Annotated in this window: 22 protein-coding genes and 1 pseudogene; 12 read left to right on the top strand and 11 right to left on the bottom strand. The window is 54.4% G+C overall.

The window, feature by feature from the left end:
• Positions 1 to 11 precede the first annotated feature (11 nt).
• The 5 genes from AC0QDI_RS04030 to AC0QDI_RS04010 all read left to right on the top strand — a co-directional run bounded on the left by AC0QDI_RS04030 (position 12) and on the right by AC0QDI_RS04010 (position 6964).
• Positions 12 to 377 (top strand): HNH endonuclease, encoded by a 366-nt coding sequence (locus tag AC0QDI_RS04030; protein WP_474665663.1) that lies wholly within the window; start codon positions 12 to 14, stop codon positions 375 to 377.
• A gap of 387 nt (positions 378 to 764) precedes the next feature.
• Positions 765 to 1709 (top strand): hypothetical protein, encoded by a 945-nt coding sequence (locus AC0QDI_RS04025; RefSeq protein WP_474665449.1) that lies wholly within the window; start codon positions 765 to 767, stop codon positions 1707 to 1709.
• Positions 1710 to 1854: 145 nt separating this feature from the next.
• Complete coding sequence (locus AC0QDI_RS04020) at positions 1855 to 2490, top strand: IS6 family transposase (protein WP_474665447.1); 636 nt, start codon at positions 1855 to 1857, stop codon at positions 2488 to 2490.
• Positions 2448 to 4454: a hypothetical protein gene (locus AC0QDI_RS04015; RefSeq protein WP_474665445.1), complete on the top strand. Its 2007-nt coding sequence runs from the start codon at positions 2448 to 2450 to the stop codon at positions 4452 to 4454. Before AC0QDI_RS04020 ends, AC0QDI_RS04015 begins: the two co-directional genes overlap by 43 nt.
• Entirely contained in the window at positions 4451 to 6964 is a 2514-nt protein-coding gene (locus AC0QDI_RS04010) for a phospholipase D-like domain-containing protein (protein WP_474665443.1), read from the top strand. The genes AC0QDI_RS04015 and AC0QDI_RS04010 overlap by 4 nt, the downstream gene beginning before the upstream one ends.
• Before the next feature lie 193 nt (positions 6965 to 7157).
• On the opposite strand, the gene AC0QDI_RS04005 is transcribed toward AC0QDI_RS04010, so the two are convergent.
• From AC0QDI_RS04005 to AC0QDI_RS03975, 7 genes are all read right to left on the bottom strand, one after another.
• Positions 7158 to 7907, bottom strand: coding sequence for a hypothetical protein (locus AC0QDI_RS04005; RefSeq protein ID WP_474665441.1), 750 nt, complete (start codon positions 7905 to 7907; stop codon positions 7158 to 7160).
• Between the two features lie 46 nt (positions 7908 to 7953).
• Positions 7954 to 8637 carry a hypothetical protein gene (locus tag AC0QDI_RS04000; RefSeq protein WP_474665439.1) on the bottom strand — a complete coding sequence of 228 codons (684 nt, stop codon included), beginning with the start codon at positions 8635 to 8637 and terminating at the stop codon, positions 7954 to 7956.
• On the bottom strand, positions 8637 to 9626 hold the full coding sequence (locus AC0QDI_RS03995) for a hypothetical protein (RefSeq protein WP_474665437.1): 990 nt from the start codon (positions 9624 to 9626) through the stop codon (positions 8637 to 8639). The genes AC0QDI_RS04000 and AC0QDI_RS03995 overlap by 1 nt, the downstream gene beginning before the upstream one ends.
• Before the next feature lie 469 nt (positions 9627 to 10095).
• Positions 10096 to 10938, bottom strand: coding sequence for a DUF8168 family protein (locus AC0QDI_RS03990; RefSeq protein ID WP_474665435.1), 843 nt, complete (start codon positions 10936 to 10938; stop codon positions 10096 to 10098).
• Positions 10931 to 11233, bottom strand: coding sequence for a hypothetical protein (locus AC0QDI_RS03985; protein WP_474665434.1), 303 nt, complete (start codon positions 11231 to 11233; stop codon positions 10931 to 10933). Before AC0QDI_RS03985 ends, AC0QDI_RS03990 begins: the two co-directional genes overlap by 8 nt.
• Complete coding sequence (locus AC0QDI_RS03980; RefSeq protein WP_474665432.1) at positions 11230 to 12201, bottom strand: hypothetical protein; 972 nt, start codon at positions 12199 to 12201, stop codon at positions 11230 to 11232. Before AC0QDI_RS03980 ends, AC0QDI_RS03985 begins: the two co-directional genes overlap by 4 nt.
• 2 nt (positions 12202 to 12203) lie before the next feature.
• Positions 12204 to 12803: a DUF8112 family protein gene (locus tag AC0QDI_RS03975; protein WP_474665430.1), complete on the bottom strand. Its 600-nt coding sequence runs from the start codon at positions 12801 to 12803 to the stop codon at positions 12204 to 12206.
• Positions 12804 to 12952: 149 nt separating this feature from the next.
• On the opposite strand from AC0QDI_RS03975, the gene AC0QDI_RS03970 reads away from it, so the two are divergent.
• The 7 genes and pseudogenes from AC0QDI_RS03970 (at position 12953) to AC0QDI_RS03940 (ending at position 20044) form a co-directional block, all read left to right on the top strand.
• Complete coding sequence (locus tag AC0QDI_RS03970) at positions 12953 to 13243, top strand: ArsR family transcriptional regulator (protein WP_474665428.1); 291 nt, start codon at positions 12953 to 12955, stop codon at positions 13241 to 13243.
• A gap of 241 nt (positions 13244 to 13484) precedes the next feature.
• A complete protein-coding gene (locus AC0QDI_RS03965; RefSeq protein WP_474665426.1) occupies positions 13485 to 13814 on the top strand; it encodes a hypothetical protein in 330 nt (109 codons plus the stop codon).
• A 179-nt stretch (positions 13815 to 13993) separates the two neighbouring features.
• Positions 13994 to 15475, top strand: a complete 1482-nt coding sequence (gene dndC / locus AC0QDI_RS03960) for a DNA phosphorothioation system sulfurtransferase DndC (RefSeq protein ID WP_474665425.1) — start codon at positions 13994 to 13996, stop codon at positions 15473 to 15475.
• Between the two features lie 12 nt (positions 15476 to 15487).
• On the top strand, positions 15488 to 17515 hold the full coding sequence (dndD, locus tag AC0QDI_RS03955; protein WP_474665423.1) for a DNA sulfur modification protein DndD: 2028 nt from the start codon (positions 15488 to 15490) through the stop codon (positions 17513 to 17515).
• Positions 17512 to 17916 (top strand): DNA sulfur modification protein DndE, encoded by a 405-nt coding sequence (gene dndE / locus AC0QDI_RS03950; RefSeq protein ID WP_474665421.1) that lies wholly within the window; start codon positions 17512 to 17514, stop codon positions 17914 to 17916. The genes dndD and dndE overlap by 4 nt, the downstream gene beginning before the upstream one ends.
• Positions 17916 to 19094 carry a cysteine desulfurase family protein gene (locus AC0QDI_RS03945; RefSeq protein ID WP_474665419.1) on the top strand — a complete coding sequence of 393 codons (1179 nt, stop codon included), beginning with the start codon at positions 17916 to 17918 and terminating at the stop codon, positions 19092 to 19094. Before dndE ends, AC0QDI_RS03945 begins: the two co-directional genes overlap by 1 nt.
• Before the next feature lie 102 nt (positions 19095 to 19196).
• Positions 19197 to 20044: pseudogene (locus tag AC0QDI_RS03940) on the top strand (IS5 family transposase).
• Between the two features lie 115 nt (positions 20045 to 20159).
• Here AC0QDI_RS03940 and AC0QDI_RS03935 read toward each other — a convergent pair.
• The 4 genes from AC0QDI_RS03935 to AC0QDI_RS03920 are packed head-to-tail and all read right to left on the bottom strand — an operon-like array spanning position 20160 to position 24775.
• Positions 20160 to 20621, bottom strand: a complete 462-nt coding sequence (locus tag AC0QDI_RS03935; protein ID WP_474665417.1) for a hypothetical protein — start codon at positions 20619 to 20621, stop codon at positions 20160 to 20162.
• A 2-nt stretch (positions 20622 to 20623) separates the two neighbouring features.
• Positions 20624 to 22603 carry a hypothetical protein gene (locus AC0QDI_RS03930; RefSeq protein ID WP_474665415.1) on the bottom strand — a complete coding sequence of 660 codons (1980 nt, stop codon included), beginning with the start codon at positions 22601 to 22603 and terminating at the stop codon, positions 20624 to 20626.
• Positions 22593 to 22784: a hypothetical protein gene (locus AC0QDI_RS03925; protein WP_141463021.1), complete on the bottom strand. Its 192-nt coding sequence runs from the start codon at positions 22782 to 22784 to the stop codon at positions 22593 to 22595. The genes AC0QDI_RS03930 and AC0QDI_RS03925 overlap by 11 nt, the downstream gene beginning before the upstream one ends.
• Positions 22785 to 22786: 2 nt before the next feature.
• Positions 22787 to 24775, bottom strand: coding sequence for a DEAD/DEAH box helicase family protein (locus AC0QDI_RS03920; RefSeq protein ID WP_474665413.1), 1989 nt, complete (start codon positions 24773 to 24775; stop codon positions 22787 to 22789).
• Between the last annotated feature and the right edge of the window lies 1 nt (position 24776).

The following is a 24776-nucleotide window of genomic DNA, read 5'->3' as shown; positions in this document are numbered from 1 at the left end:
CCGAAATCACCGTGAGTGACGGCTTCCGTGCAGACGCACTCGACCGTTACGACCACGAGTGCACCCTGACCGGCATTCAAGAAGATGTGCTGCTAGATCTCGCGCACATCCTTCCACGGAGTCAACACCCTGAACTTGCAGAACACCCGGCGAACGTCCTCGTGTTGAACTCGCTGCACCACCGCGCATTCGACGCCGCGCTGTTCACCATCGACAGTGACCATCGAATCCAAGCAAGCCTCTCATTCGACCCAGCACACCCGTTCCTCCGCGAAACCATCCTCAACCGAGACGGCGAACAACTCGCATTCCCACCCGGCGCACAAGTACAACCGTCGTTCCTAGAAGAACTCAATACTGGCCTCTCATGGCTTTAGTACCGCGTACCTTGGCTCTGTAGCTACTTCAGAGATTAGAGCCCTTGTCCGGGAGAATCGATCCGGGTGGCAACATGCAGATGAAGTTAGTACTTGCTCTGACGGATTGGCCAATAACAATGGAATCTGTAAAACCGTCACCATGCGCCGGGATGCAGACGAGAGATTAACGCCTTAGATGGGTTTGTAGGCCATATAGGAACTATAGGGGGAGTGATTTGCTGACGTTTATACCAATGCCCCACATAGAATGGTTGCCGTTCGAAATTGACGATAACGTAGGGAAAAACGGCGGGGTAATCGATCTTACCTGCGCTCATACAGAGCCAAGCGCCGATCCGCGACGACACAGCAACTCGGACGGTACCACCTACAGAGCCACAAACAATGGTACGAAACACCAACGTAGACGAACAGACAGAGCGAGCACAGCTAAACAGCATAGCTGACCATTGGGCGGAACAGGGCGAGTACCCTGACGGCATCTCAATGAGTGACGTGCAGGAACTCGGTCAAGTCCTGCGCAGCCAAGCCGAAGAACACCTCGCAACCCTCGTCGCCGACACGACCTTTACCCGACGCGAAGCCGAGGTGTGGGTCCTCCTCGAAACTGTTGACGAAGACAATTACTTCCTCACCGAAGACGCGGCAACGCTCATCCTCTCCACTCCTGGTGCTGGGTTCAGCGGCGGCTGGAACAATGATGAGCAGCTTAAGATGTGCATCCCTGCTACGAGTGAAGAGGTGCAGGAACACTACGCGGCTGCAAAACAAAAAGTCGAACAAGCGAAGGAAACCCTCGGAGCAGTTACCTTCCCCAACCGGGAAGACGCCCTGAACAGTCCGAAGATGGTGTGGCTGGACTCGCAGACAGCCCACCAGCTCCAGAGCCGGTGCCAGTCCAACGAGGACACACTCAACGACGTCACTACGCGCCTCCTCAACGAAACCGAAACGCGACGATCACTCGAAGACTTCGCGCGTGACTACCTCGATACTCGTGGTCAGGACAACGTCGCGCAACTTGCGATCCAGCGTCAGAGCCTCGAAACCGGGGCACTCCACATCACCGCACACACAGCCGCACACGAGGAATTACCGGACATCGTCACGGAAACCGACGCCATCACCTACCACGACCACCGGTACGACCTCCACTTCGACGAGGACCCATCCGGACCGCATGAAAACCATCGCATCACGCTGTACGCCTCAGACACCATCACCGGGATGGACGGAGTCTCACTGAAAGACGGACTCAGTGCGGCAGATGACTACATGCGTGACGTACTCGAACGCGAGAAACCGCTCCCCACTCGTCAAATAGACTAACGTCGGGCTTCCACGCCACAGCAGCGCTCATATTTCACAGAGAGACACATCTGTGAACTACTGCGCACTGTTCCAATGACCCACAAAAATCCGCGGTGTTCAGATAAGGATTGAAGAGTGAGGCGTAGCGTTTTCTGAGTGATCTATGCCCGAAAACGCTAGCCTCAGCAGTAGTCTCGACCAATTCGACTTAGATTTTGTGGAGCGAGAAGCGACACCGCGACTGCTGATGAAGCTGAGTATTCAGTTGCATCTGGCAGGGCTATCACTTTCGAATACTGTTTCTGTTCTTGAGGTATTCGGTGTCGAACGGGCTCGATCAACCGTACATAATTGGGTTCACAAGGCTGATTTACAACCCGAAGATGGGCAGTCGCCGGATCACGTTGCGGTCGATGAGACTGTGATCCAACTCAATGATGAGCAGTATTGGCTGTACGCTGCTGTCGATCCACAGACCAACGAACTACTGCATACAAAGCTGAGACCGACCACAACGAAGGTTCTCGCTCATTCGTTTCTCACCGAACTCACCGAGAAACACGATGTTGACGACGCCGTGTTTCTCGTCGATGGCTCGCACTCATTACAAAATGCGTGTCATCGACATGGCTTCGATTTCAGATACGAAAAACATGGAAATCGGAATGCTGTCGAACGTGTCTTCAGAGAAGTAAAGCGGAGAACTATCTGTTTCTCAAACTGTTTTAGCAACGCCGCAGCAGAAACAGCCGACGATTGGCTGAGATCGTTCAGCTTCGCATGGAACCAGCTTATCTGAACACGATGCAAAAATCGCTCCGAAAATATTTCTTTCTAGATTATATAGAATGGCATATGCCGATTGAGCCCCGCTGGAGCGCGAAGATTGATGAACGGGGAATGCCCGCGGATCCGTTAAATGCGAACCGGTCACGGAATCGATTTCGGAATCTGTTCGCCCATGGTTCAATTACATCGATCACGCTCCGACTTCGATACCTGTCGATTTTCTGTTGGGCATTAGAGGAACTGGATGCAGATGCAGACAATCGATATCAGCGGGTGAAAAACGTCGAGAAGGTGTTCTGTCTTGCTAGCCGGTACCAGCAGTTAGAAACAGATCAAGACGGAGAAGCGCTACGCGGGATGGACGGGAACTCCCAGTTCAACTTTGACCGCGAGGAGTTTGAGGAGATTGATCTCAACGAGTTAGAGCTACTCAAGAATGATGGCTACGCGTACGCTCAGTTCTACCAGAATCAACTGCAGAATTATCTGTTGAAACGAGGCGATTTCGATTTGACTGGAGCTGGACGCGAACTCGCAGAGATCGTTGATCGAACCGTTGGTGACGAACGGGACCGAATTCTTGCGTGCGCACGCAACGGAAGGGCCGAACGCAGCGATATTGAGGCGATTGCGCGGGACTTTGCGAATCAGTCAGTGTACTTGGAGGATGATCTCGAAACAGAGCGGCGAGCACTACAACAGCTCATGCTCGGGTTCGTGACCTGGGATGGCGACAAACAATCAGGGACAGTCCAATTGGCAGATGGGTTTCCCGAGAATCTTGAATTGGATGTTCTTGAGCATCTGAAAACGACGATAGAAGAAGGTGAGTTCGAAGAGGCCGGGGCAAGTTCGCTGTATCAACGGTATTTCCGCGGGTTTCACGAGATGCGATCAGCCCATGCGTGTTTCCTGTGTCGGTTCTGGCAATTGTATACCGCTGATGACGCCAACCAGTTGCACTTGACTGCGAGTGATGCGAAGCAGTTCAATCAATATCGAGAATTGATGCGGTTGTACTGGTTGCAGAGTTATGCAGGACTCGCTATCGAAGGGCAATTGGAAGCCGTATATACATTCTTGAATTCGCGTATACCGCCGCGAGCGGACTACGAGACACTACTGGCTGCGGTGACAGACGATCCCGGTATGTCTGCAGCATTTTCAGCAGTGGCCAGCGGTGTTTCAACGACACAGAGTGAAGAGACGACTGCCCCAGTCAACGTGGTACGTGATTTGATGCTGTATGGAGTTGCTGAACGGAATGACCTGTCCCTTACTGTGTCCGAGGCCACCACGGCTGAGACAGTGACGGTCGGCGAAGCGATGGCAGACATTGAGTCTGTCGTGTCCAGAGGGTGGGAGGCAGACCCGCCTGTAGCCAGTGAGACTCACTTGAATGAGGTCCTGTTGGGGCAATCACTTCGTTCGTCACTGAATCAACTCCACGACGGAATTGATAACGAGCAAGCCCAATTGGAAGCCTGGACGACGAGTTTAGCGCGGTCAGTTGCACTACTCTTGCTGGTTGTCGCTCGGTTCAAACAGGTGAAATCAGACCGTGAGTGGCTGTACAATTATGCGTACAACCGGTTCGACTCGCCGTATACATCGCTCTCAGAGTTAACTCGGTTCGTCGAAGCTACTGACGAGGAACTACCGTTGGGTGAGTTCGCACGGACGGTGCTGCACGAAAAAGTGGTGCAGACCCATCTGAAAGTGTTTTACAGTCGATTGAGTCCGGGGAATCTCAAACGCGCCTTATCTTTTGATCAGGACGAACGGCTGTGTCTGGAAGCGGATGTCGAACGCGGATCCCGACCGTTTACCGCACGGTCATCACTCATCCGTTTTAGTGAGATGAATACGCTGCTCCGCGATGCCGGGCTTCTGACAACGACTGAAGAGGAGTACGCGCCGACTCCAGCGGCTTCGGACGTATTGTCACGACTCGTTGAGGTGGACGGCGTATGAATCTCTTGGATGTGCTGGATGGCCGTGGGTGGAGTATCCAGCAAGCGATTCAAACAACGTATCCGTTTGATCCACAGTTCTACAGTAGCTACGTACGTCCGCGGTTACAACGCCGGAATTGCGAGTTGCCACTCGTCCTTGTTGACGGCAACAGGTACGATCGGGAGATCACGAGTACTGATTGGCGTGAAACCCCGATTGGAACGGACTACCTGTTGGAGCCAGTCCAGTCATCAGGAGTATTTCACCCGAAAGTGAATCTGTTCGCGTCAGAGCGAAGCGTATTCTACTCGGTGAGTTCTGCAAATCTCACGCTCGAAGAGTACTGTAAGGCCGCCCAGATCGGGTTCGCAGACGGCTTTCAAAAACCAACCTCTGAAGACGAGACAGCGCAGCTTGGTGATTCGTACTTCGTTGCAAAATCCATCCGTGACTTTTACACCGAATTGCTCGAATACGAGGATTTCATCACCGGGCAAGACGCCCGCACTTACATCACCGAAACAGCGGAGACACTCGCATGGCTCGACGACATAGAGGAGTCTGCTGTCGATGAGGCCAACCGGAAGACGTGGTTTGTGTCGAACCTTGACACTCCGATCGTAACGAAACTGCTGAACCGAGTGACAGAACACGGTGCTCGTGAAATTGAACGAGCCCGATTATACGCGCCGTATTTCGGATCGCCGACTGTACTTCGTGACCTTGCAGAGCGACTCGATGCCGGCCATCTCGAATTACTGGTTGAACCGGAAAGCACTGCCCTCGCTGTAGACGAGTTAGCAGAGACGCTTTCGCCATTCGAGTATTCTGTACGCCGACTACAGACGGACCGAACAACTCGATGGGTGCATGCGAAATTCATGGTACTCGACGGCGAATGGGGTCAGGCATGTCTCTATGGCAGTCCGAACATGACCAGTACTGCGCTGACAGCGTCGGCATCACACGGAAACGTCGAAGCCGGCTTAGTGACTGTCGCTCAGGAAAGCGATGAAGAAACACTGGAAGAGTCAGTCTTTGACTCGTCGGCATTCCGATTCACCGTGTCAGATCCAGTCGATAATCCAGCGGAACTGGACCTCCGGTCGGCAAGCTACGAAGACTGGGAAACACGCACCCCAACCGGGGAAGGAGAGGTTCGGTTAGAGGATGCACGAGTCACTCAGCCTGGCTCTGAGGGCGAAGCCGAGCTCATTTTGACCGTCGCTGGACTGTCTGCCAACCAGGAGATCCAAGTCCACACTGACAGTGGTGCTGAGAAAACCGTCGAAATCTCCACCAATGAGAGCTCCCATGAGGTGACACTCCTGCTCACAGCAGCTGAGCGCGAACAGTGGACCGGCGCAGTCGTTACCGTCACAGTCGCTGGGGATACCAGTAATCCACGGCGTGTTGTCGAAGAGATGCAGGCATATTACCGTGAGTACCGAGAGATAACGCGGAGTGCCGGCACCCAGAGTTCGAACACGTTATTGCGAGAAGTGCTGCAGAACCCGGACACTGCAGCCGTCAACGTCTTTGACATCGCGCTATCCGAATTACAGAAACGAGCAAAGCAGACAGGCGACGGCAGCCCTCAGACAGACACACGGACACAGAATGACCCGGACGGTGAACGTCCTCCGCCAAAGATCACCGAAGGAGATCGATCGCTGCCGTCGCTGCACTCATTGGTTGAGGATCACCTGTCCTACCATCGTGAACAAGCACTGGCTGCACTGACAGTCACGGACCGGCCAGAACCGGAGACCCTCGACGCGTTCACTGACCACGCCCAGACGTTCTGGGAAACAATTGAACTGTGTTTTGCACTCGACCGACTTGGACACCTCGACACGAACCGCATCGACACAGAGGACCTATTCGAAGCGTGCGAATCCGAAATCGACGGGTGGCTTACAGCACTGCCACAGATGGTTCAGAAGGTGAACGGGATAATCGATCAATCTGAGCAGAACCCGGATGTACAAGAACTATTATTCGGACATCGTGACCAACCCATCGTAAACGAGCCAACGTGGCAATCACTCTGCGAGATCCTCTTCCTACACCCCGGCATCGTCCTCGAATTCGAACACCACTCAGACTACACCGTCTTCCGCTCACAAAACAGGCTTGCCAGCCACCTCGTCTCTGTCTTCATAGACACACACCCATACATCGGACAGCATCTCATGATGGGCACACCACTCATTGAGCAAGTGAACACACTCCTCAGCAATCTCACAGTTGAACTCGGTGACGACGACAGCGAAATCGAACTATCTGGCCGCGGGATTCAAGCACTACTGCTCTATCTTCTCATTCAACGATTTGCGAACCAAGACGCATTCTTCAACGGAGCAACACCGCACCCAGACACGTCGCAGGAAGATATCTCGACAGTAGCAGGATACGTGATTCAAGCCGAAGACGCACTCGTCACCTACGACCTCATGAGTTCACTAATGCTGAGCGTGTCCATCAAAAAAGAACTCGATGACATCAAATCCTTAGCAACCGCGTGACGGCGGCACCGTCATCTGCGACAAGACTGTCACTAGCATCTTCCGAAAGTCTAGTCTGGATACGATCCAAATAATCTGACCGGAACTGAGGACGTCATTAATCATCACAAGACCGACTCTGGACCTGTCCAACTGCGTCTAAAACCCGCTACGTCCCCAAATTAAAGTGTTCCTCAGTAGTGGGCACCGCGTTCTACCGAGACACTACCCACTCCTCAGCGTCACGACGTCGAACGGGTCCGAGCCGCGTGACCTTCCCGTCCTCAACAAGTCGCTCGAGTCCATCTTCCGTGGGGAATCCGAACGTTGCCGTGTCGAACGCTTGCCCGGGAGCAACGGCGCGGAAGTACTTCCCCTGCGGGTAGTCGGTGAAAATCCGGCGTTGACACCCAGCTAGGTCAAACATCCCAAGGTCATACGAATTCTCTCGTCGGGCAATATGCGCCGCACCGCGCCGATACCCGAGCAACGATCGCGGCTCGAATTCCCGCATCGACTCCACCGGGAACTCGTAATTCTTGAACGTTACCGGATCACCCACCGCTAACAGATCGTTCCACGGGTCGTACTCACCGAACCGAACCGGGCCCTCCAATTCCGGTTCGAGCGCCGCTCGTGCGTCACGCATCTGCTCACGATGGTCAGTGTGGAACACCCAGTGCACAACGAACCCCAAGCGTAACGCTTCTCGCGTCTTCGCCCGGTACGGTTGGTCAGAGCCAGCGACGATCTCGATCCACCGATTCAGCCCCTCACCGCGTACGAAACAATCCGGAACCCGGTCAGCCACCTTCTTCTCAAACCGGTACTCACCTTGGAAACACGGAGTCCGTTCAGCCTTCCGTCGCCGATCTAACTCTAGTTTTCCCCAGAGGTGCTCGTCTGACTCCTCACCGGCAGACCGGTACCGGTCAACATCTCCCCAAATCTCGAACCCACTCATTCGCCACTCACCTGTCGATTCTGCTGCTGTTGGCTCGTGTGTCGTGTCATGTGTCGTGAATCGTCGGTGTTAGTGATTTCAGTGAGTAATCCGATTTCGAGCAGTACCGCCGCGTCACCTGTCCTAATGCGCCGGTTCGAAGCACGTCAACAACGTTGTGCGTCACGAGGTCAGCGTACTGGTGGTTCTCAAACGCCGTCACCGCTGCAGCGCTGTCTTCGAACGGGTCCCGGTCGTTCAGCTCCCCGCCGACGAGCGTCGCATATGCTGCCGGCAGACTCGACTGTTCCTCATCGTCCATGACGAGATTGAATCGTCGCGTCACGACTGGCAACAAGTCCGCGTACGGCATGTCGCGGAACGGCCACTCTACATCCGTCGCAGCCAGTCGCGTCCGCAGAAACGGCAAGTCGAACCCATCCTTCCACCGTTCACCATTATACGCCACTAGCAACACGTCATCGCCGCTCAACCGGTCAGTAGCGAACGACCCGACCGCCTGCAGTAACGCCACCTCTGAGGCATGCACTGAGAGTTTCACATGCGTCCCACACCGATCCGCAACAGTCGCCTCCAACTCACCGGCCGCGCCTTCACCGGTCACCGTGTCCGTATCCGCCTGCAGGAACACGCGGCACCCAAGTGATAATTCGAACCCGACCACTGTCACTTCATCCGTTACCTCGAACCCGGTCGTCTCAATGTCAAACGGCACCATCTCCAACGCCATCACCGATCACCTCCAGGTAGCTCCACCCGCCGATCACCAACTGGCCGGACACGAACCTCACCGAACCCATACTTCGCGTGCGTCCCGACGCGTACCACGCCGTTCCGTGCCGTCGCCACCGGGTCACTCCCCGCGTACCCGACCACCTGCCCGTGATCAACCGTCTCGACTCGGTATGTGTCCTCACCGTCAACGAGCCGTGTGTCCCGTCGCCGCAACCCATCATCACGCCGCCCATCCGTCACAGTCGTTCCCGGCACCGACCCTGCCTCGACCATCGACGACTCCATCGTCGTATCCCACCACCACGGCACCGACTGGTCATCCGCACCGGGACACGCACTCGACAGGACGTACGGCGACACGAGTTCAAGCACGTACGCATCCGATGCCGCGTCCGTGAGTCGCCCGTAATCGAGCGCATCGAGATCAACGACCTGCGAGTCCACCAGCGACAGCTCCCCAAACCCGTAGTTGCGCGCCCCGCCGACTCGGATCCCGTCAAGCACGTCGTCAGAGAGCGGCAGGACATCGTCCGTGGCACGATCCGCGTGTAGGTAACAGTGCACGAACCACTGCACTGATCGCTTCGAATTCCGCTGTTCCGGCGGCCGCCCGAAGAAACACTCCGGCGCGAACGCCACCCGGTCACCATGGCGCTCGAGGTCATGCGTGTTATGCGCATCTCGCGGCCGCGACTCCAACAACCACCGGTGGGCCGCGTCACGGAACACGAACAAATCATCGTACGCCTCGACCGGCGGCAGCGACTGGCCGAGTTTCCCCGCATACCCGTTCTGCGAATGCGCAGCCGGGTACTCGCCGTACTCACCCGGGACGAACACGCCGTGACTTACGTGCAACGCCCGACGCGTCCGCCCGTCAACACGCCGTGTAATCGCGTTGAACAACGCATTGCCGGTGACGAAGTACGGGTGCCCGAGGTACGACCCGTCCATCTCGAACAACACCTGCTGGACGACAGTCATCCACACACCCCTCCATTTCCACTCCAAGTACTGCGCAGCCGCGGGCCACCACGCACACGATGACAACCACCACACTCACGCCACCACTGCACCCCCACACACCCCGTTTCAACTGTTCTCCGACCAGGGACACACCCCGTTTCAAGTGTTCTCCACACTCGCCACCCAGCACCGGGCCGAGCGCGCACCCGCCGCAGCGGCCGCGCAGACCCACTCCTCGCCACGTATCGAGGGGGCGAGCGGGTCCGTCGGGACACCACCACGCATCCCGACGGTCGTCCTCGCCCACCACACCCACGACCACTCTCACCACCACTCGCAGCGGCAGGTCCACCACAGCCTGCCATACGAGCAGCCACCGTCCGGCGTGCACGGTACCCCACCACGAGCATCGCCCACACCCTACCACGATCCGCTCCCCGGCCACGACGGCGACGCCACTCACCAGCGCACCCCCTGCCCACCGGCATCACCTCTCACCCCCACGACTACCGCCACGACCCGCACCGCCCCCCGGGTCGAAGCGCCGACAAAACTCCTCGACGAATTGCAACGCCGCCGACCACGACCGGATCCGACGAAGCTGCGCATCCAACACTCGCCAGCGTCGCTGGCCATCCACATCGATCGGATGCGCTGGCAGCCGCGCCCACACGTCAGCGAAGCACCGCGCCGGCCCGTCGCCAAGCCGCACTGCCGGCCGATCGCCCGGCTCACCAGTCACGCACACTCGAGCGACAGGTGTCGAGAGCACCGTCCGGTGTGGCGTGACCGGTCCGTCCGGAGTCTCAACCGCCAGGAACAACTCTTCGAACCCGAACCCCGCACGGTAATTATCGAGCAGCGCCGCCGCCAGCAGCGTGTGGTACTTCAGCGACGTGTACGGGTAGAACAGTGACTCGTTGAACAATCCCGCCACGTCCGAGGACAGCCACGCCTCATGCATCGCCACCGGATCCTCAACGCAGACCAACTCCCGCACGGCCGCGCCACGACCATCCGCACCCACCGAGCCCGACATCACCACGTCGCCAGTGAGCAGCGACACCCGCGACGGTGACTCGTGGGCATCCAGCGTCTGTTCTGGTTCGCCGTGCGGGCGGCTCAGCAACGCGGCGTCTCGATCCGCACCCAACGGCACCGTCTCGTTGACCCGCACGCCAGCAACCCGGTCACGAGCCGACGCATGCGATCGGCCACGCAGTTTGTGGGTGTCATGGCGATACACCGCCAGCATCGGAGCCACATCCGTTACAGCCTCGCCATCACCCGACTCCCGGCCAGCACCCACAGTCGCCGACGAATCAGTCATCGCCACCACTCTCCTCATCCGGCGAACCCACATCACCGTCATCACCCTCATCAGCATCGGACTGGCTCTGTGCTGGTCGAATCGACGACGTCACCGGGGCTAACTCATCCAACCCCGAGCTACCACCCTTCGACTCCGCTTGCTCACCCTCACTCTCCACTACTCGATCTGTCCCGCCCTCCTGCTCTTGAGCCGTCCGCAACGACGACGATACTGGCTGGAGTTCATCAAGATCCTCATCTGCGTCCACATCGTCATCGACACCACCATCATCAGCCCCGTCCGATCCCGTCATGCCGACTCACCTCCAGGCATCGGCACGTCACCATCACGAGCAGCCGTCCGCGCCTGCAACGCCCGCACGAACGCCTCACGACACTGGTCACGCCAGACCTCGTCTTTCGTGTCCATCCCGCTCGTCTGATCTTGCGCACGGTTGTAGACACGCCGAAGCTCAGCATCCGAGTACAGCGGGTTCACAACTTCAGCGTCGACGATCCCGGCACCGAAGTTCCGAGCGCCGCCGAGTTGCATCGCGTACTCATCGCTGTGCGCATCCAAGTGATCGATCGCCTCGACGAGCAGGCCGACGTATTCAGGCTTCAACTCGCGGAGCGTGAGCCGCCACGTCCCCACGAGATTGCCGACCACATCCCGCGTCGCCTGCCGGAGCGGTTGCCCCTCATCTTCAGCGTTCCTCGAGCGGACCTGGGTATTGAGCTGCCGGTAGTGGGCTTCCGCTTCACCCTTCGTGACATCCACCTGTCTGCGAATCGGCGAGAAGCGGATCGGCCGCCGGATCACACGACCTGCGCGGTCACCGAAGCCGCCAAACAAGTCGTGGATGACACAGCCCGTGTCAGTGCCGTTGTTGGCATCGACACAGCTGCCTTTCTCGTGATATCCGGCATCCAGATCACGGTCGTACACGTCTTTGAGCATGTAGTCCGCATTCGATTCGCCGGGGTGGCACGCCGTCGCGCCCGCCGCCTGCACCACCCGTTCACAGCCGTGGCGCAGCCAGCCCGATAGTGTGAATGGTGAGATCTGCCCAGCAATCTGATTCTGCGGGTCATCTGCCTCGTAGCGGTCAGCTGAGGCGTGATGGCGGTCCGTGACGATGCCGTCACCAGGCGCGAGCAGATCGATATCGAGGCCGACGTACAGATCCGGGAACGCCGTCTCATCGACGGGACGCGGGAGGTCGAAGTCAATGTCGAGGTGTGAGGCGTTGAAAGCCCGCCTGTCCTGGTTCCCGTGCATCGTTACTGCACCTCTCCCTGATGGCCGCCGTCAGGAGCGTGTGCGGCAGTCGTTTCAGCCGTTTTGTCACCCTTCGAACCCAGTTCGGGATCGGATGTACTATCGAGGTTCCTGTTGTCGGCCCGCACCACCGGCCGCTGCCACGGCTTACGCGTCGATTCGCAGTCTGCAGCAACGTACGAGTCGCTACGCGCGATCGATCGACGGAACCATGTGGTTCCCGGGAGTGGGTGCACTGTAGTTGTGTCCGGCGCGCTCACAGCGCGTGGTTGTGGAGCAAGTAGTACTGGCCATGATGATTGGGTTGCCTGGTCACTGCACGTGCCGATCCGGCCATCCAGCACGAGCTCGCGCACACCGAGCGTGAAATACTCTGATGGTTCATGCCGGCAGTCAATGCATTTCACGTGCCCGATCTCGAAAGCCGGTTGATCGACCGGCCGAAAGGCGAACACGACGATCGGTGCGCCTTCCCGCAGTTTTTCACCGCAGACTTCACAAACCGCGGCCCCTTCCCCGAGCGCAATCTTTTCTAGTTGACTTATGTCTTCAATGATCTTTCTATCCGTGCTTTCTTGTCGGTCTGGGATTGAGTCTTCCATGGGCTTACCTCGGTTTATCAGGAAGCCCCGCCCGCGTGCTCCACCACGCGGGTATCCTCTCGAACTGGATCCTCTATTGGGCCAGGCTTCCTATCCAATGCATTAGTATGCATTGGTAAAAGTGTTACCATTGCAGTAGGGTGCATTGGGTGGAAGAGATTAAACCCCTTCTACAGGAAGATGCAATGGACGAAGTAATGCCCAAAGACCGAGATGAGAGGACGGGGAAATACACGGAACGGTACACTCGGGAGGACTTTCTATCTGCCATGGAATCATTAGAAGGATCGGCAGGTACTCAGGAAGTAGCCGACGAAGTCGGTTGTGCTTACAGAACTGCTCACGCAAAACTTACTGAGATGGAAGACAATAGAGAACTAGCTTCACGAAAAGTTGGGAACGCTAAGTTATGGGAATTGAATCTCTCTGAAGAGGAATAGATCCGATTCTTCATTAGCCATTAGTTGGCTGCATATGTGAGAATGCTGTTGACTCATCAATTAAACTCGTTCAACACTGAACTTGAAATGTTCCCTGAAGAACTCGGTAATTCCTTCCCGACCCCTGTAATGATCAGACGGGAGCCTTCCTACGGTTTCACTTTCACTCCACTTGGCCGAACTATTAGGCACTCTGGCTTAAACAAGGGAATAGAGCCGCCAGCCTAAAAGGAGGAAAAGAATGCCAAGCTTCAACGTTGAGACGGAGAAGATAATAGCATTCGACTTCGGGAACACATACTTGTTCACAGCATACTTCGACAAGAAACAGCTCTTCAACTGGCTAGAAAAGTACTACAAGAGGGACAAACATCGGTTCAAAGCCCCTGAAGAAGACCTGGAAGAGATACAACAAACGCTAGATAACTACTTCTACGAACTAGTGGTAGAAGATTCCCTAGAAGGAGTACTGTATCGTCGTGGACGAAGAAACAGATTCAAACGCGATACTAAGAAACTCAGTAATGAGAAAGCAACGCCGAAATCACGATATCTACCTAATGAAAAATAAACTATCACTCGGACAGACAGTTGAACGGGACACTATTCGGGTAGAAAAATCGGAGGTCAACGCGGAGAATCTAGAATGAAAAACCAACAGATCATAGCGGCCCCAATCATCAAAAATCCAGTAAGTACGAGTAGATACAAGTACCTCCCGAACAGCAATCTTACCAAGAGGATATCAGCATGAGCACAGATAATCTAGAGGTTGCGAAAACTGGCCAGGAAAAAGGAGGGTCCGTTTTCGACAACCGCTCTCTTGAAGACATCTACGGAGAGATACAGGAAACCTATCTGGCGGATGACCGCCCTTGGGTTATCGGCTACAGTGGCGGCAAGGACTCTACCACTGCCCTCCAGCTAATCTGGTACGCCATCGAAGACCTCCCAGAAGAGCAGAGACAGAAACCGATCCATGTTATATCAAGTGACACTTTAGTAGAAACGCCGAAAATCGTCAACCATATCATCTCCACTCTTGAAAATATCAACGAATACGCAGAAAGGAAAAATCTGCCTTTCACTGCCCACAAGGTCACTCCCAAGGTTGACGACTCCTTCTGGGTCAATCTCATCGGACGGGGCTACCCGGCACCCAACCAGAACTTCCGCTGGTGTACGGAACGCCTCAAAATCGATCCTGCAGATCGGTTCATCGAGAACCAGGTATCCGAACACGGCGAAGTAGTCGTAATTCTTGGAGCTCGGAAAGCAGAATCTGCCACCCGAGAACAGGTAATGGAGATGCACAGCATCGACGGCAGCATCCTCTCACGTCACAATAAATTCGCCAACGCCTTCGTCTATACACCTATCGAGGACTGGATCGTCGACGATGTCTGGACCTACCTTATCCAAGCCGTCGACAACCCATGGGGGAAGAACAACCGAGATCTCGCTGCACTCTACCAGGAAGCGGACGACGAATGCCCGATGGTGATCGATACGAAGACCCCATCCTGCGGCAACAGCCGATTCGGTTGCTGGACCTGCACCGTCGTCTCCGAAGACAAGGCGATGGAGAACATGATCGACGAGGGCGACGAATGGATGGAACCCCTCCTGGAGTTCCGGGACTTCCTCAAAGAAACCCAGGACCCCGAGAAGAAACCGAACTACCGGATGGTCAAAGGCCGGCAACACGGCTACGTCAAAGAGAAGACCAACGGCAGTGACGGCATCATCCCCCGTGCCCATAAGTTCGAGTTCTGCAAAGACCTACTTCGGAAACTCTTAGAAACTCAGAAAGAGGTCAACGAGAAAATCCCTGAAGACGAGGAAATGGAGCTGATCCGGGAAGAAGAACTCAGAGAGATCCGCCGTCTCTGGCGAGAGGAACGTGCTGACTGGGCAGACTCTGTACCCAAGATCTACAACGAGGTCATGGACGACGACCTGGATTGGGTCCACGACGACCTCGGCTCCTTCAGTGAGATGGAGGCAGAAGTCCTCAACGAGGTCTGTGAAGAACACGATGTCCCTTCCGAACTCGTCAAGCGCCTGCTCGACACCGAGTTCCAGCACTACGGTATGAAACGCCGCGCATCCATCTACAGCGAGCTGGACAAAGTCATGCGGGAGGACTGGCGGGACATGGAAGAGATCGTCACAGAACTCGAAGGTGAAGATCGTATAGAAGCGTGGGAATACGACGGAGTAGACGTCTAACTGATAGGCTACATGAGAATCAACAAGCTGATCATTACAGACTTTGGTCCTTACCGAGGACGTAACGAAATCGAGCTGAGCTCAACTGAAGACTCTCCCATCGTACTGTTCGGCGGGAAAAACGGGGCAGGGAAAACCACGCTATTCGAAGCGATTGGCTTCTGCCTCCACGGAAAATCCTCGCTCGGCCGCCGCATCGCCAGGAAAGACTACGAACAAGCAATCCGCAGCAAGCTCCACGAATACCCTGACGGCAAAGCGGATACAGCAGCTGTTCGACTCGAGTTCGAGTACTCCCACATGGGCGAAGTGGACCACTACTCCGTGGAGCGTTCTTGGCGAGACCGTGGCAAAAGCATCGTAGAGAACCTGAAAGTCCGGAGGAACGGTGAAATCCCCTCCGAACTCAACGAAGACCAATGGCAGGACTTCCTGAAAGAATTGGTTCCGCCCGGAGTTTCCCAACTGTTCTTCTTCGACGGAGAGAAAATTCAGGAGCTTGCGTCAGCAGTTGAATCTGACGCCGACTTCGAGGACTCGATGTACTCGCTTCTCGGCCTCGACCTGATTGAACGGCTGGACACCGACCTCTCAATTTACATCTCCCAGAAGCTCGAAGAAAGCGGTGTAGAAGGTATAAACGACGAAATCCAGGCACTCCAAAACAAACGGGAGGAAATCGAACAGGAGTTCGAGGACCTGAAACAGAAGAGAGAAGAGAAGGAGGAGAGGCTGGCAGAGCTGGAAAACGAGATCGAGAGCAAGGAATCGAAGATTGCCCAGGAAGGTGGTTCATACGCCGACAAGCGAGAGGAGCTCACGGAGCGCCGAGCTGAACTGAACGCCAGTATCGAGCAACTTGAAGACCAGATCCGGGATCTCGCTGAAGGGGCGTACCCGTTCACCCTGTCACCGGATCTCTGTGAATCCGTAGTTGACCGATTGAAGGCTGAAACTGAACGCCAGAACCGGGCGACCGCCAGGAACGAGCTAACCGACGAACTCGACGATGTACTCGGAGACGAGGATGTCTGGCAGGAGATGGATATGCCGGAGGACCAAGTCAGCCAGCTCAACGAACGTATCCAGGATAAACTCAAAAACCGGCTGGAAATCGAAGATGAAGAGCCAGAACTCGCCCACCAGTTCTCGGAGGCACAGCGACAAGAGATCTACTCGCTAACTGACCGAGCGCTGAACGATGTCCCAGACCAGCTTGCAGACCTCACAGAGAGTCTGGAAGACAAAACCCGGGAACTCCAAGAGGTCGAATCCGGTCTCAACAAAGCTCCTGACCAAGAAGTCATCTCCCCCCTAATCGATGACTTGAACGAGCTCACCGAGGAGAAAGGAGCCACCAAATCGCGGCTGGAAGAACTAGAGGAGGAAATCAGTACAGCCCAGACCCGGTTAGAACGGAAAGAGAACGAGGTCGAGAACAAGCTGGAGCAGAAGGCTCGTGTGGAAGATGTCTCTGAGCGTGCTAACCTCGCCTCCAATGTCCGCAACGCTGTACAGGACTTCCGCGAAGAACTCGCCAAGAAGAAGCTGCGGAAACTGGAGTCCAAACTCAGCGAACGCTACATCACCCTCTCCAACAAAGGCGATTTCTACGACAAAATCGAGATTGACGAGGAAAACCTCGATATCACGATCAAGACTATCCACGGCAACAGCAAGCCTCACACAGAGCTCTCAGCCGGGGAACGGCAGATCTTCGCTACATCCCTGCTCTGGGCACTGGCAGAGATCTCTGACCGGCCACTACCCTTCATCGTCGACACACCGCTCGGACGCCTTGACAACGACCACAGGGACAATCTGATTACCCACTTCTTCCCTGAAGCAGCACACCAAGTGATCATTTTCTCCACCGACACGGAAATCGACGACCACCAGTACAAAAAACTGGAAGGCTACATCTCCCAAGCATACCGGCTGGAGTACGACGAAGAGGAAGGGAAAACCGTTCCCTCCGAGGGCTACTTCTGGACCGAAGACGACGAAGATCAGCGATCACTCGGGGAGATCACATCATGAGTCAGAAATTCAACCGGATCACCATCGATAGCGACGCCACCAACCAGCTGAAAATGCTGAAAGCCAACACCGGGATGACACCCAACTACCTATGCCGGATTGGCTTCTGCTACTCCCTGAACGAACCACGGCCACCAAACCCACAGCAGTACGACACTGACGGCCAAACCTTCAACCGGTACACCCTGCTCGGAGAGCACGACACCCTCTACATGGCCCTCCTGAAAGAACGACTCATCCAGGAAGGGAAAGACCCGGAAGAGGACCTGTACGAAGAGTTCGTCGCACACCTCAACCGAGGCGTCGAACGAGTGGCAGGTAACGTAAGCGATCTAGACGACTTCTACGACCTCGTTCCCGGAGAGATAAAAGGACTGGAAGCCCAACGGAAAGAAAACTAATGACTTCTGACGTGGACACTCCTATCTACCTCGATCACCATGCCACCACACCCGTCGACGAAAAGGTCGTCGAGGAGATGACCCCCTACTTCACAGAAAACTACGGCAACCCAGCCAGTGAAGACCACATATTCGGGGCAAAAGCGAAGCAAGCCGTAAACCAAGCCCGAGAACGAGTCTCGGACGCCGTGAACTGTCGCGAAGAAGAAATTATCTTCACCAGCGGAGCCACCGAATCGGACAACCTGGCTATCCGAGGAGCAGCAGACTACGCAGCTGACCACGACAAAGGCAGCCACATCATAACTGCCGTCACCGAACATGAAGCAGTACTCGAAGTCTGTGAAGACCTGGAAACGGATGGCTTCGACGTCACATACCTACCCGTCGATGAAAACGGGAAAGTAGGTCCTGGAGATATTGAGGACGCAATCCGAGACGAAACTATCCTGATCTCCATCATGGCCGCCAATAACGAAATTGGCACCATAGCACCTCTAAAGGAAATCGGAGAACTTGCCAAAGAGAACGAGGTCTTCTTCCACACCGATGCCGTCCAAGTACTCGGATACCTCCCCATCGATGTTGAAGAGATGGGTATTGACCTGATGTCCATCTCCGCACACAAGATCTACGGGCCGAAAGGCGTCGGAGCACTCTACGTCAGAAGACGGAACCCGAAAGTCAAACTCAACCCGTTAATACACGGCGGAGGCCACGAAAGAGGCTGGCGCTCCGGGACACTCAACGTCCCTGCAATCGTCGGGTTCGGACAAGCCGTACAACTGGCCGACCAAAACCTGGAGGAACGGACAGTACACGTCGACGAACTCACCTCCTACATGTGGGACCGGCTGAACGACGAACTGGACAACATCGTGCTAAACGGCCATCCCGAAGACCGAATCCCAAACAACCTTAACATTAGCTTCACTGGAGTAGAGAACAAAGCCCTTGTTAAAAACCTGCAGCCAGATATCGCCGTCTCCGCAGGTTCAGCCTGCACAACCGGGACAGTCGAAGCCTCCCACGTCCTCCAAGCGATCACCGATGATGAAGATGTCTGGCACCATGCGATCCGCTTCGGACTCGGGAAAGACAACACCCAGGAAGAAATCGAACACGCTACCGACGAAGTAATCAAGATCGTCAACCGGCTCCGCAACCTCACCATCTGAAAGCCAATTGTGAGTGCACACCACCTAACAGCCAAATAACTGATTGATGGGCGTGTTTAGACGCTAGTAAGAGCGGTTAAATATTCAACCTACTAGAAAGTGATGCGAGAAAAGCCGGTTGTGCCATCCAAGCTTGCCCGCTTCACTGATCGGTTGTCTAGCTTGCTCAAAAACCGTCGTTGACGAACCAGCGTTCGAAGACGGTAATGGCGGCTACGCAGACTGGGTGTTCGTGGTGAATCACGGCCTCCGCGAGTACCTAGATCACACGTATCGGCGACTGCTGGACGTGCTCCACGAGATGCATGGAATTGTTGTAAATTCGACCTAGAGGTGGCTTATCTGCTTGATTTAACGACCGTGTGTACGCGCGTAAGCAGGACTTCGAAATACGGATCTGGCGCATCCTGCTACGGTTGTCGGCGAAGTTGCACGACACCGGTGGCGTTCAGGCGATCGACGCAACCGGCATGACGGATCGCTGCCAGCCAACACTACGCAAAGCGCACGAATTACACGTTTGAGGCGGTGAAAACCACCACGCTGATCGACTGCAAGATTGGTGTGATCCACGACATACATTGGTCGATGAAACAACCGCACGATTCCAAGACCGGCTAGCAGATTGTCACACGCAATCTCGACAAACTGAACATCCTCACCGCCGACAATGGTTACGACTGGTGGCTTCTTCGCCAAAGATTACGTGTAGAAGGCATCAAAAAAGGGATTAATCACTGTGAATTCGGCTGTCACGGCGTCGCCAACAATATATTGCAAGAGAATATGATCGACCATCAACGCTCGAACGCCGAATCCACGTTTTTCGCGCTTCGCCGCAAATATAGCGAATCATTCGCGCTCGAACGTGGTTCGGTCAATTCCGCAAACTCGTTCTGAAATGCGCCGTCAGAAACATCAAACTCAGAATCAGCTACTCACGACCGTGAAATTACGCGTCTAAACAAGGCCTAGCGTTGTAATGACCGAATCGGGCGCTCGACGGTACAACCAATCGAAGTCCCTGATAGGGACCGTTCAGTAAGGAAAGAAGGGGGCGTTCAGTCAGGTTTCGTTGAGAACTCTGTGATATTGCCGGAGGAATTCGTCGAATTCCTTCGGTGTAGGACCGGAGTTTTGGAGGATTTTGTATCCCTTTTCGGCGTAGCAATTGAGTAGCTCTTTGCCATGGTCAGAGAGGCGTGTTGGATCCGTCGAATCAAGGATATTAAGCATTAGCTCGCGGATCTCATCCTCTTCATCCTTCGGGATATGCTGTCGATTGATCTCGGCCATTATCAGTGCTGCATAGAGTTCGAATTTCTGATCCGCGTAATCCTCAATCACAGTATCGACAAACGGCTCGGCACTCGGCTCTTCGTCAATAGGGACCCGGTCACGAGCTTTAATGCCGATCATTGCTGCAAAGTAATATTTATCCCACATACTATCGAACCCTCCTGTAGAGCTCTTATCCTCAATGTCGTCAAAGTACTCGCGTGCATCATCACTGAGGCGGAACGACATCGTTACTCACCCCCAGATGCGTTGTGCTTTGCTACGTGGCTGGCGTCTTCTCCGTCTTCTCCGTCTTCTTCTTCTTCAGACGTAAACTGCATGAAGTAATCTCGATCCGTATGGGTTGCTAACTCACCAGGCTTCTCAGTCTTATAGACCGTATAGTACTTGATACCATCCTCATGATCCGGGTCCAGGTTTTCAACGAATCCGGACTTTTCTGTCGAAATGATGAACGCGACTACCTGATCAAAAAGCCCTGAAATGATCGGTGCCACTTCACGCCGGACTTTGTGATCCAGACTGACCGCCGGACTGTCGATTACAAACGGCATGTCCACTGCAGATTCTTCGAACAGCGTCGAGAGATATGCATAGGCGACTGCCAGCGACTGGCCCTCTGAGGAACCACTCTTGTTGCGGAGGTTGATCGAGTCGTCAATCGACTCGATTTGGACACTGGAACGCTTCAGAATCCGTTCAAGTCGTTCATTAGTTTTCTGAATTTGTTCCGCTTTGACGCTCTCAACTGTCCGTCCGACAAACTCCTCGAAGATTAACTCGAGCTTCTCGGCTTGTGCGCTAAAGGTAACTGTGTCGGTTGCTTCCTCGACTTTCTCTTCGTACTTCGTCTTTTCGCGCTTTGCCGCCGGAATGTTGTTCTCCCAGTCCAGACCGTGCTTCTGGCGCAAACCTTTATCATCAGACGTCAGAAGCTTAATTTTCTGTTCCTTACGGTCTCTTTCTGTCCGTTCGGTCTCAATTTTCCGGGTTAGATCCTGCTTTTTCGCCTCCAGATCTTCGTCATTGAGATCCAGCTGCGCCTGTTGCATTTCATACTGTTTGAGCTCATTCCGCGTCTCACTGAGATCGTCAAGCCGACTCTCCAGAGATGCAGGCTCACTAATACTTCCCAAACGCTCTTTAAGTGAGTTGAGGACGCCAACGTCTTCATCAGACAAGAACTGTTCAGCGTTCTCACGAATCTCTTTTCGGTGCTCTGCATCAAGTTCCCGTCCACATACACACGTCGGCTCGTCAGACAGTTCCACAAAAAATTCCTTCGACGTTGATTTTGGTAGCTTGAGAATTTTCATATGCGTGAGCAATTGTTCAAAGTCCTCATAGAAGTCCGCAGAGAGCTTACTAGGGACCCGCATATCCTCAATGATCGCATTCGACTCCGTCTGTAACTTCGTCTCTCGATCTTTGATTTCCGACTCGTACTCTTTGTACTTGTCCAGGGCCTCCTGATCTTTCGAGATGATCTCCTCCCGCTCCTCGATGAGCGACTCGATCTCTTCCTGGTGGTTTTGGACTGCATCCTCCAGCTCATCGCGTAACATTTGATGTTCAGCTAATTTGTTACGACGTGTCTCAAGCCTCGATTTGACTTGTTTCAGACCTTGTTTTGTCTTTGCGCCTTTTTCTTCTTGATACTCGTCGACGATTCCTTGGATGGATGCCTTTTGAGTATCAACACGATCCAAGCGATTAACGATCTTGAGAGCTTGCTCGGCTTTGTCCTTGCCGGTCTCGATGAACTCGTCAGTTAATTCGCCGTTAAATACAAACAGTTCAACGAAGTCCTCAGTGAGGATGTTTTGGAGAGCTAGTGGGAGAAAGTGGCCGCTATTCATCCCGCCACCCTCACGCTGGGGGTATGAATGTCGGTACGTGAGATTTCCCATGTTGTAATCCAACTGCATATGGACTCGGAACCGATCATCCCCTGCTGCAAAGGTAATTGCAAACTCGCCTTCAGAAGCCCCATAATCTGGCTCGTAATCTTTGACAACGTCCCCATCAAGCTGGGTGCCGAGTATCAGATGTCGAATCAACCCCATGGTTGTAGTTTTCCCGGTGCCATTCGGCATCTGCACCAGAGAGATGTGATAGGGTTCAGCAGTTCCTGGCTTGGTGAAATCGAGCGTCAGATTCCCGATGTCTCGGATGTTCTCGTACCGGATTTCTTCGATTCTAAGATTCATCTGCGCGTTCCTCTTCGGTAAGATGGACGTTCTCGATAAGCCGGATCAAGTCGCTTTTATCTGCTCCTCCTTTCATCGCTGTTTGACACACGCCAATGAATCGTGATTTAAATGCTTCATTTTGGTCATATTCTTCAAGTACCTCGCTGGCAATCGCTTTGAATTCGAATTCGTCGGTCATGATTATTCTTGTTGCGTAACTTGACTTAGCGTTGTGAGCCAGTCGTGCCGCACCTTATCTGGTGGAGTCATTTCTTCATTCTCTTCGGCGTTTGATCCGTCTTCCTCCAAGTTCTGGTCGATATCACTTCCCACAACAAAGTCGAGGATGTTGGCCTTTTTGGTCGGGTTGGATGGATCTTTTCGGAGTGCCCGCCCGATCCGTTGCGTGGTGGTACCTTTCGACCGAGGGGCCGAAAACAAGATGATGTTTTCTACGGATTTGATATCGATCCCTTCAGAGATGGCTTTACTCGTCACAAGCGTCGACAGACTGCCACTGGAGAACTTTTCGAGTTTCGACTCATCATCTTCTCCGTAGTATGTGTGGAAGTCATCAACATAATCGAAGATGATCTTCTGAACCTTATGACCATAATCTTTTGAGGCGACGAAAATAATCGCGTTTTCCAAGATGTGTGGATTCGCCTGCAAATGCTTCCTGAACACCGGCAGCTTCTCTTCTGACTCTTTCCGGACTCTGGCAAGCATAATATATAGCTGACTCTTGGGAATTCCTGGATTCTGTTGCTTGAGTCCAGCAAATTTCCCGAAGACTTCTTTTTGTTCCTTCTTATCGTCAGCCGATAGCTCATACCGAAGTGGTGTATAATCGAATTCAGTGAGAATGCCCCGTTGGATCGCTGCTTTCAATCCAAACTCATACACTGCCGGCCCGACCTCAGTGCGAATAAACTCGTTTCGCGCCTCGTCGTACGGATCAAATGGCGTCGCACTCAGTCCGAGCCGATACGGGAAAACATCTAACTTCCCGCCAAGCGCGTCCTGTTTCGAGTCAGCACCAATATTATGGACTTCATCACAGATGAGTAATCCTGCAGTCAACTTGTCACTCATGCCGCCATTGACTGCATCCTCAAGATTCGCATACGAGGTTAAAAGCACATCCAACCGGTCATTCTCAGCCATCAGATAACTGCCGAGCTCATCGTACCCGTTGTAATTCTGGTACAGGAACATTTCGTCCGCCGAGAAGTGTTCCAAGACCGTCTCCTGCCACTGATTGAGTAAATCGTTTCCTCGTGTCGCCACAATGAGAGTTTCAATCTTCTCATCACGAAGCAAACGATCGATAATCTTCAGTGATGTCCGCGTCTTTCCAGTCCCGGTTGCCATATCCAGGATCCCGGCTTCAGCTTCGAGGAACGCATTGACAGCCTCCTCCTGGTGACGCCATCGATACGGACTCGTGAGTTTCGGCTGCTCACCAGGGTCCTCATACGGTCGATCATCACTGCGAAGCTCCGCAATGCCGAGCGCCACGCTATCTGGAAGACTGAACGAGTGCACCCCAGGCTTCTCGTTGGCCCAGATGTCGTCAAACCGCGCTTCATGCTCTTCGACCCGACGCTCGTCAACAGATGATCGCCAGGAAGTGAACACCGAATTCGACTCGTAATTCGAGAGGCTCTTGCGACTATCATTCTGCGATCCGTGGAACGCAACCTTGTTTTCGTCGTCGTCGATGAAGAGACCCCACTTATCGTGGAAGTCGCCACCGAGTGTCTCACCCGTGATTGCGATCCGGATCTTAAGTAGACCATCTGCGATCAGCCACGCGATCGTATTCTGGGGGTTCTGTTGCAGGTTGTGCTCCAGATCTTCAACGAGCGTCTCCATGCGGGCGTACAAGGATGGATCGCGTTTCGCTGCATCGCCACGCTCGATCGCATCCCAGTCGTCAGCGGCGAGCTTTGGGCTAATCACCCACTTGGCGGTTCCGCCAGCGGCTGCTAACTGGGCGATGCCTGCTGCTGCCTCTTCGAACCAGCTACTCGTGAAGTATCCTACCGCTCGTTTGTAGGTGCTGGCGGCACTGAGACTTGGGGTATAAAAATCCGAGATGAGATCGTCTGTGCTTGTCTCATAGAGCAGCGGGTATTCAAGAGCACGGAGGCTTTGGGCTGATGGCTGTTGCGTTGGGTCGTCCATG

The sequence above is a fragment of the Natrinema sp. LJW11 genome (assembly GCF_056135975.1).
Note: the sequence above shows the minus strand (reverse complement) of the source record. Positions and strands in the feature narration are given on the sequence as shown.

What these genes read in the sequence shown, in the direction of transcription:
- AC0QDI_RS04000 (WP_474665439.1), bottom strand. Translation starts at nt 8,637, where the DNA reads ATGGCGTTGGAGATGGTGCCGTTTGACATTGAGACGACCGGGTTCGAG.
- AC0QDI_RS04010 (WP_474665443.1), top strand. Translation starts at nt 4,451, where the DNA reads ATGAATCTCTTGGATGTGCTGGATGGCCGTGGGTGGAGTATCCAGCAA.
- AC0QDI_RS03980 (WP_474665432.1), bottom strand. Translation starts at nt 12,201, where the DNA reads ATGCACGGGAACCAGGACAGGCGGGCTTTCAACGCCTCACACCTCGAC.
- AC0QDI_RS03990 (WP_474665435.1), bottom strand. Translation starts at nt 10,938, where the DNA reads ATGACTGATTCGTCGGCGACTGTGGGTGCTGGCCGGGAGTCGGGTGAT.
- AC0QDI_RS03985 (WP_474665434.1), bottom strand. Translation starts at nt 11,233, where the DNA reads ATGACGGGATCGGACGGGGCTGATGATGGTGGTGTCGATGACGATGTG.
- AC0QDI_RS03925 (WP_141463021.1), bottom strand. Translation starts at nt 22,784, where the DNA reads ATGACCGACGAATTCGAATTCAAAGCGATTGCCAGCGAGGTACTTGAA.
- AC0QDI_RS03995 (WP_474665437.1), bottom strand. Translation starts at nt 9,626, where the DNA reads ATGACTGTCGTCCAGCAGGTGTTGTTCGAGATGGACGGGTCGTACCTC.
- dndD (WP_474665423.1), top strand. Translation starts at nt 15,488, where the DNA reads ATGAGAATCAACAAGCTGATCATTACAGACTTTGGTCCTTACCGAGGA.
- AC0QDI_RS03975 (WP_474665430.1), bottom strand. Translation starts at nt 12,803, where the DNA reads ATGGAAGACTCAATCCCAGACCGACAAGAAAGCACGGATAGAAAGATC.
- AC0QDI_RS03965 (WP_474665426.1), top strand. Translation starts at nt 13,485, where the DNA reads ATGCCAAGCTTCAACGTTGAGACGGAGAAGATAATAGCATTCGACTTC.
- dndC (WP_474665425.1), top strand. Translation starts at nt 13,994, where the DNA reads ATGAGCACAGATAATCTAGAGGTTGCGAAAACTGGCCAGGAAAAAGGA.
- dndE (WP_474665421.1), top strand. Translation starts at nt 17,512, where the DNA reads ATGAGTCAGAAATTCAACCGGATCACCATCGATAGCGACGCCACCAAC.
- AC0QDI_RS04025 (WP_474665449.1), top strand. Translation starts at nt 765, where the DNA reads ATGGTACGAAACACCAACGTAGACGAACAGACAGAGCGAGCACAGCTA.
- AC0QDI_RS04005 (WP_474665441.1), bottom strand. Translation starts at nt 7,907, where the DNA reads ATGAGTGGGTTCGAGATTTGGGGAGATGTTGACCGGTACCGGTCTGCC.
- AC0QDI_RS03945 (WP_474665419.1), top strand. Translation starts at nt 17,916, where the DNA reads ATGACTTCTGACGTGGACACTCCTATCTACCTCGATCACCATGCCACC.
- AC0QDI_RS03935 (WP_474665417.1), bottom strand. Translation starts at nt 20,621, where the DNA reads ATGTCGTTCCGCCTCAGTGATGATGCACGCGAGTACTTTGACGACATT.
- AC0QDI_RS04020 (WP_474665447.1), top strand. Translation starts at nt 1,855, where the DNA reads ATGCCCGAAAACGCTAGCCTCAGCAGTAGTCTCGACCAATTCGACTTA.
- AC0QDI_RS03920 (WP_474665413.1), bottom strand. Translation starts at nt 24,775, where the DNA reads ATGGACGACCCAACGCAACAGCCATCAGCCCAAAGCCTCCGTGCTCTT.
- AC0QDI_RS03930 (WP_474665415.1), bottom strand. Translation starts at nt 22,603, where the DNA reads ATGAATCTTAGAATCGAAGAAATCCGGTACGAGAACATCCGAGACATC.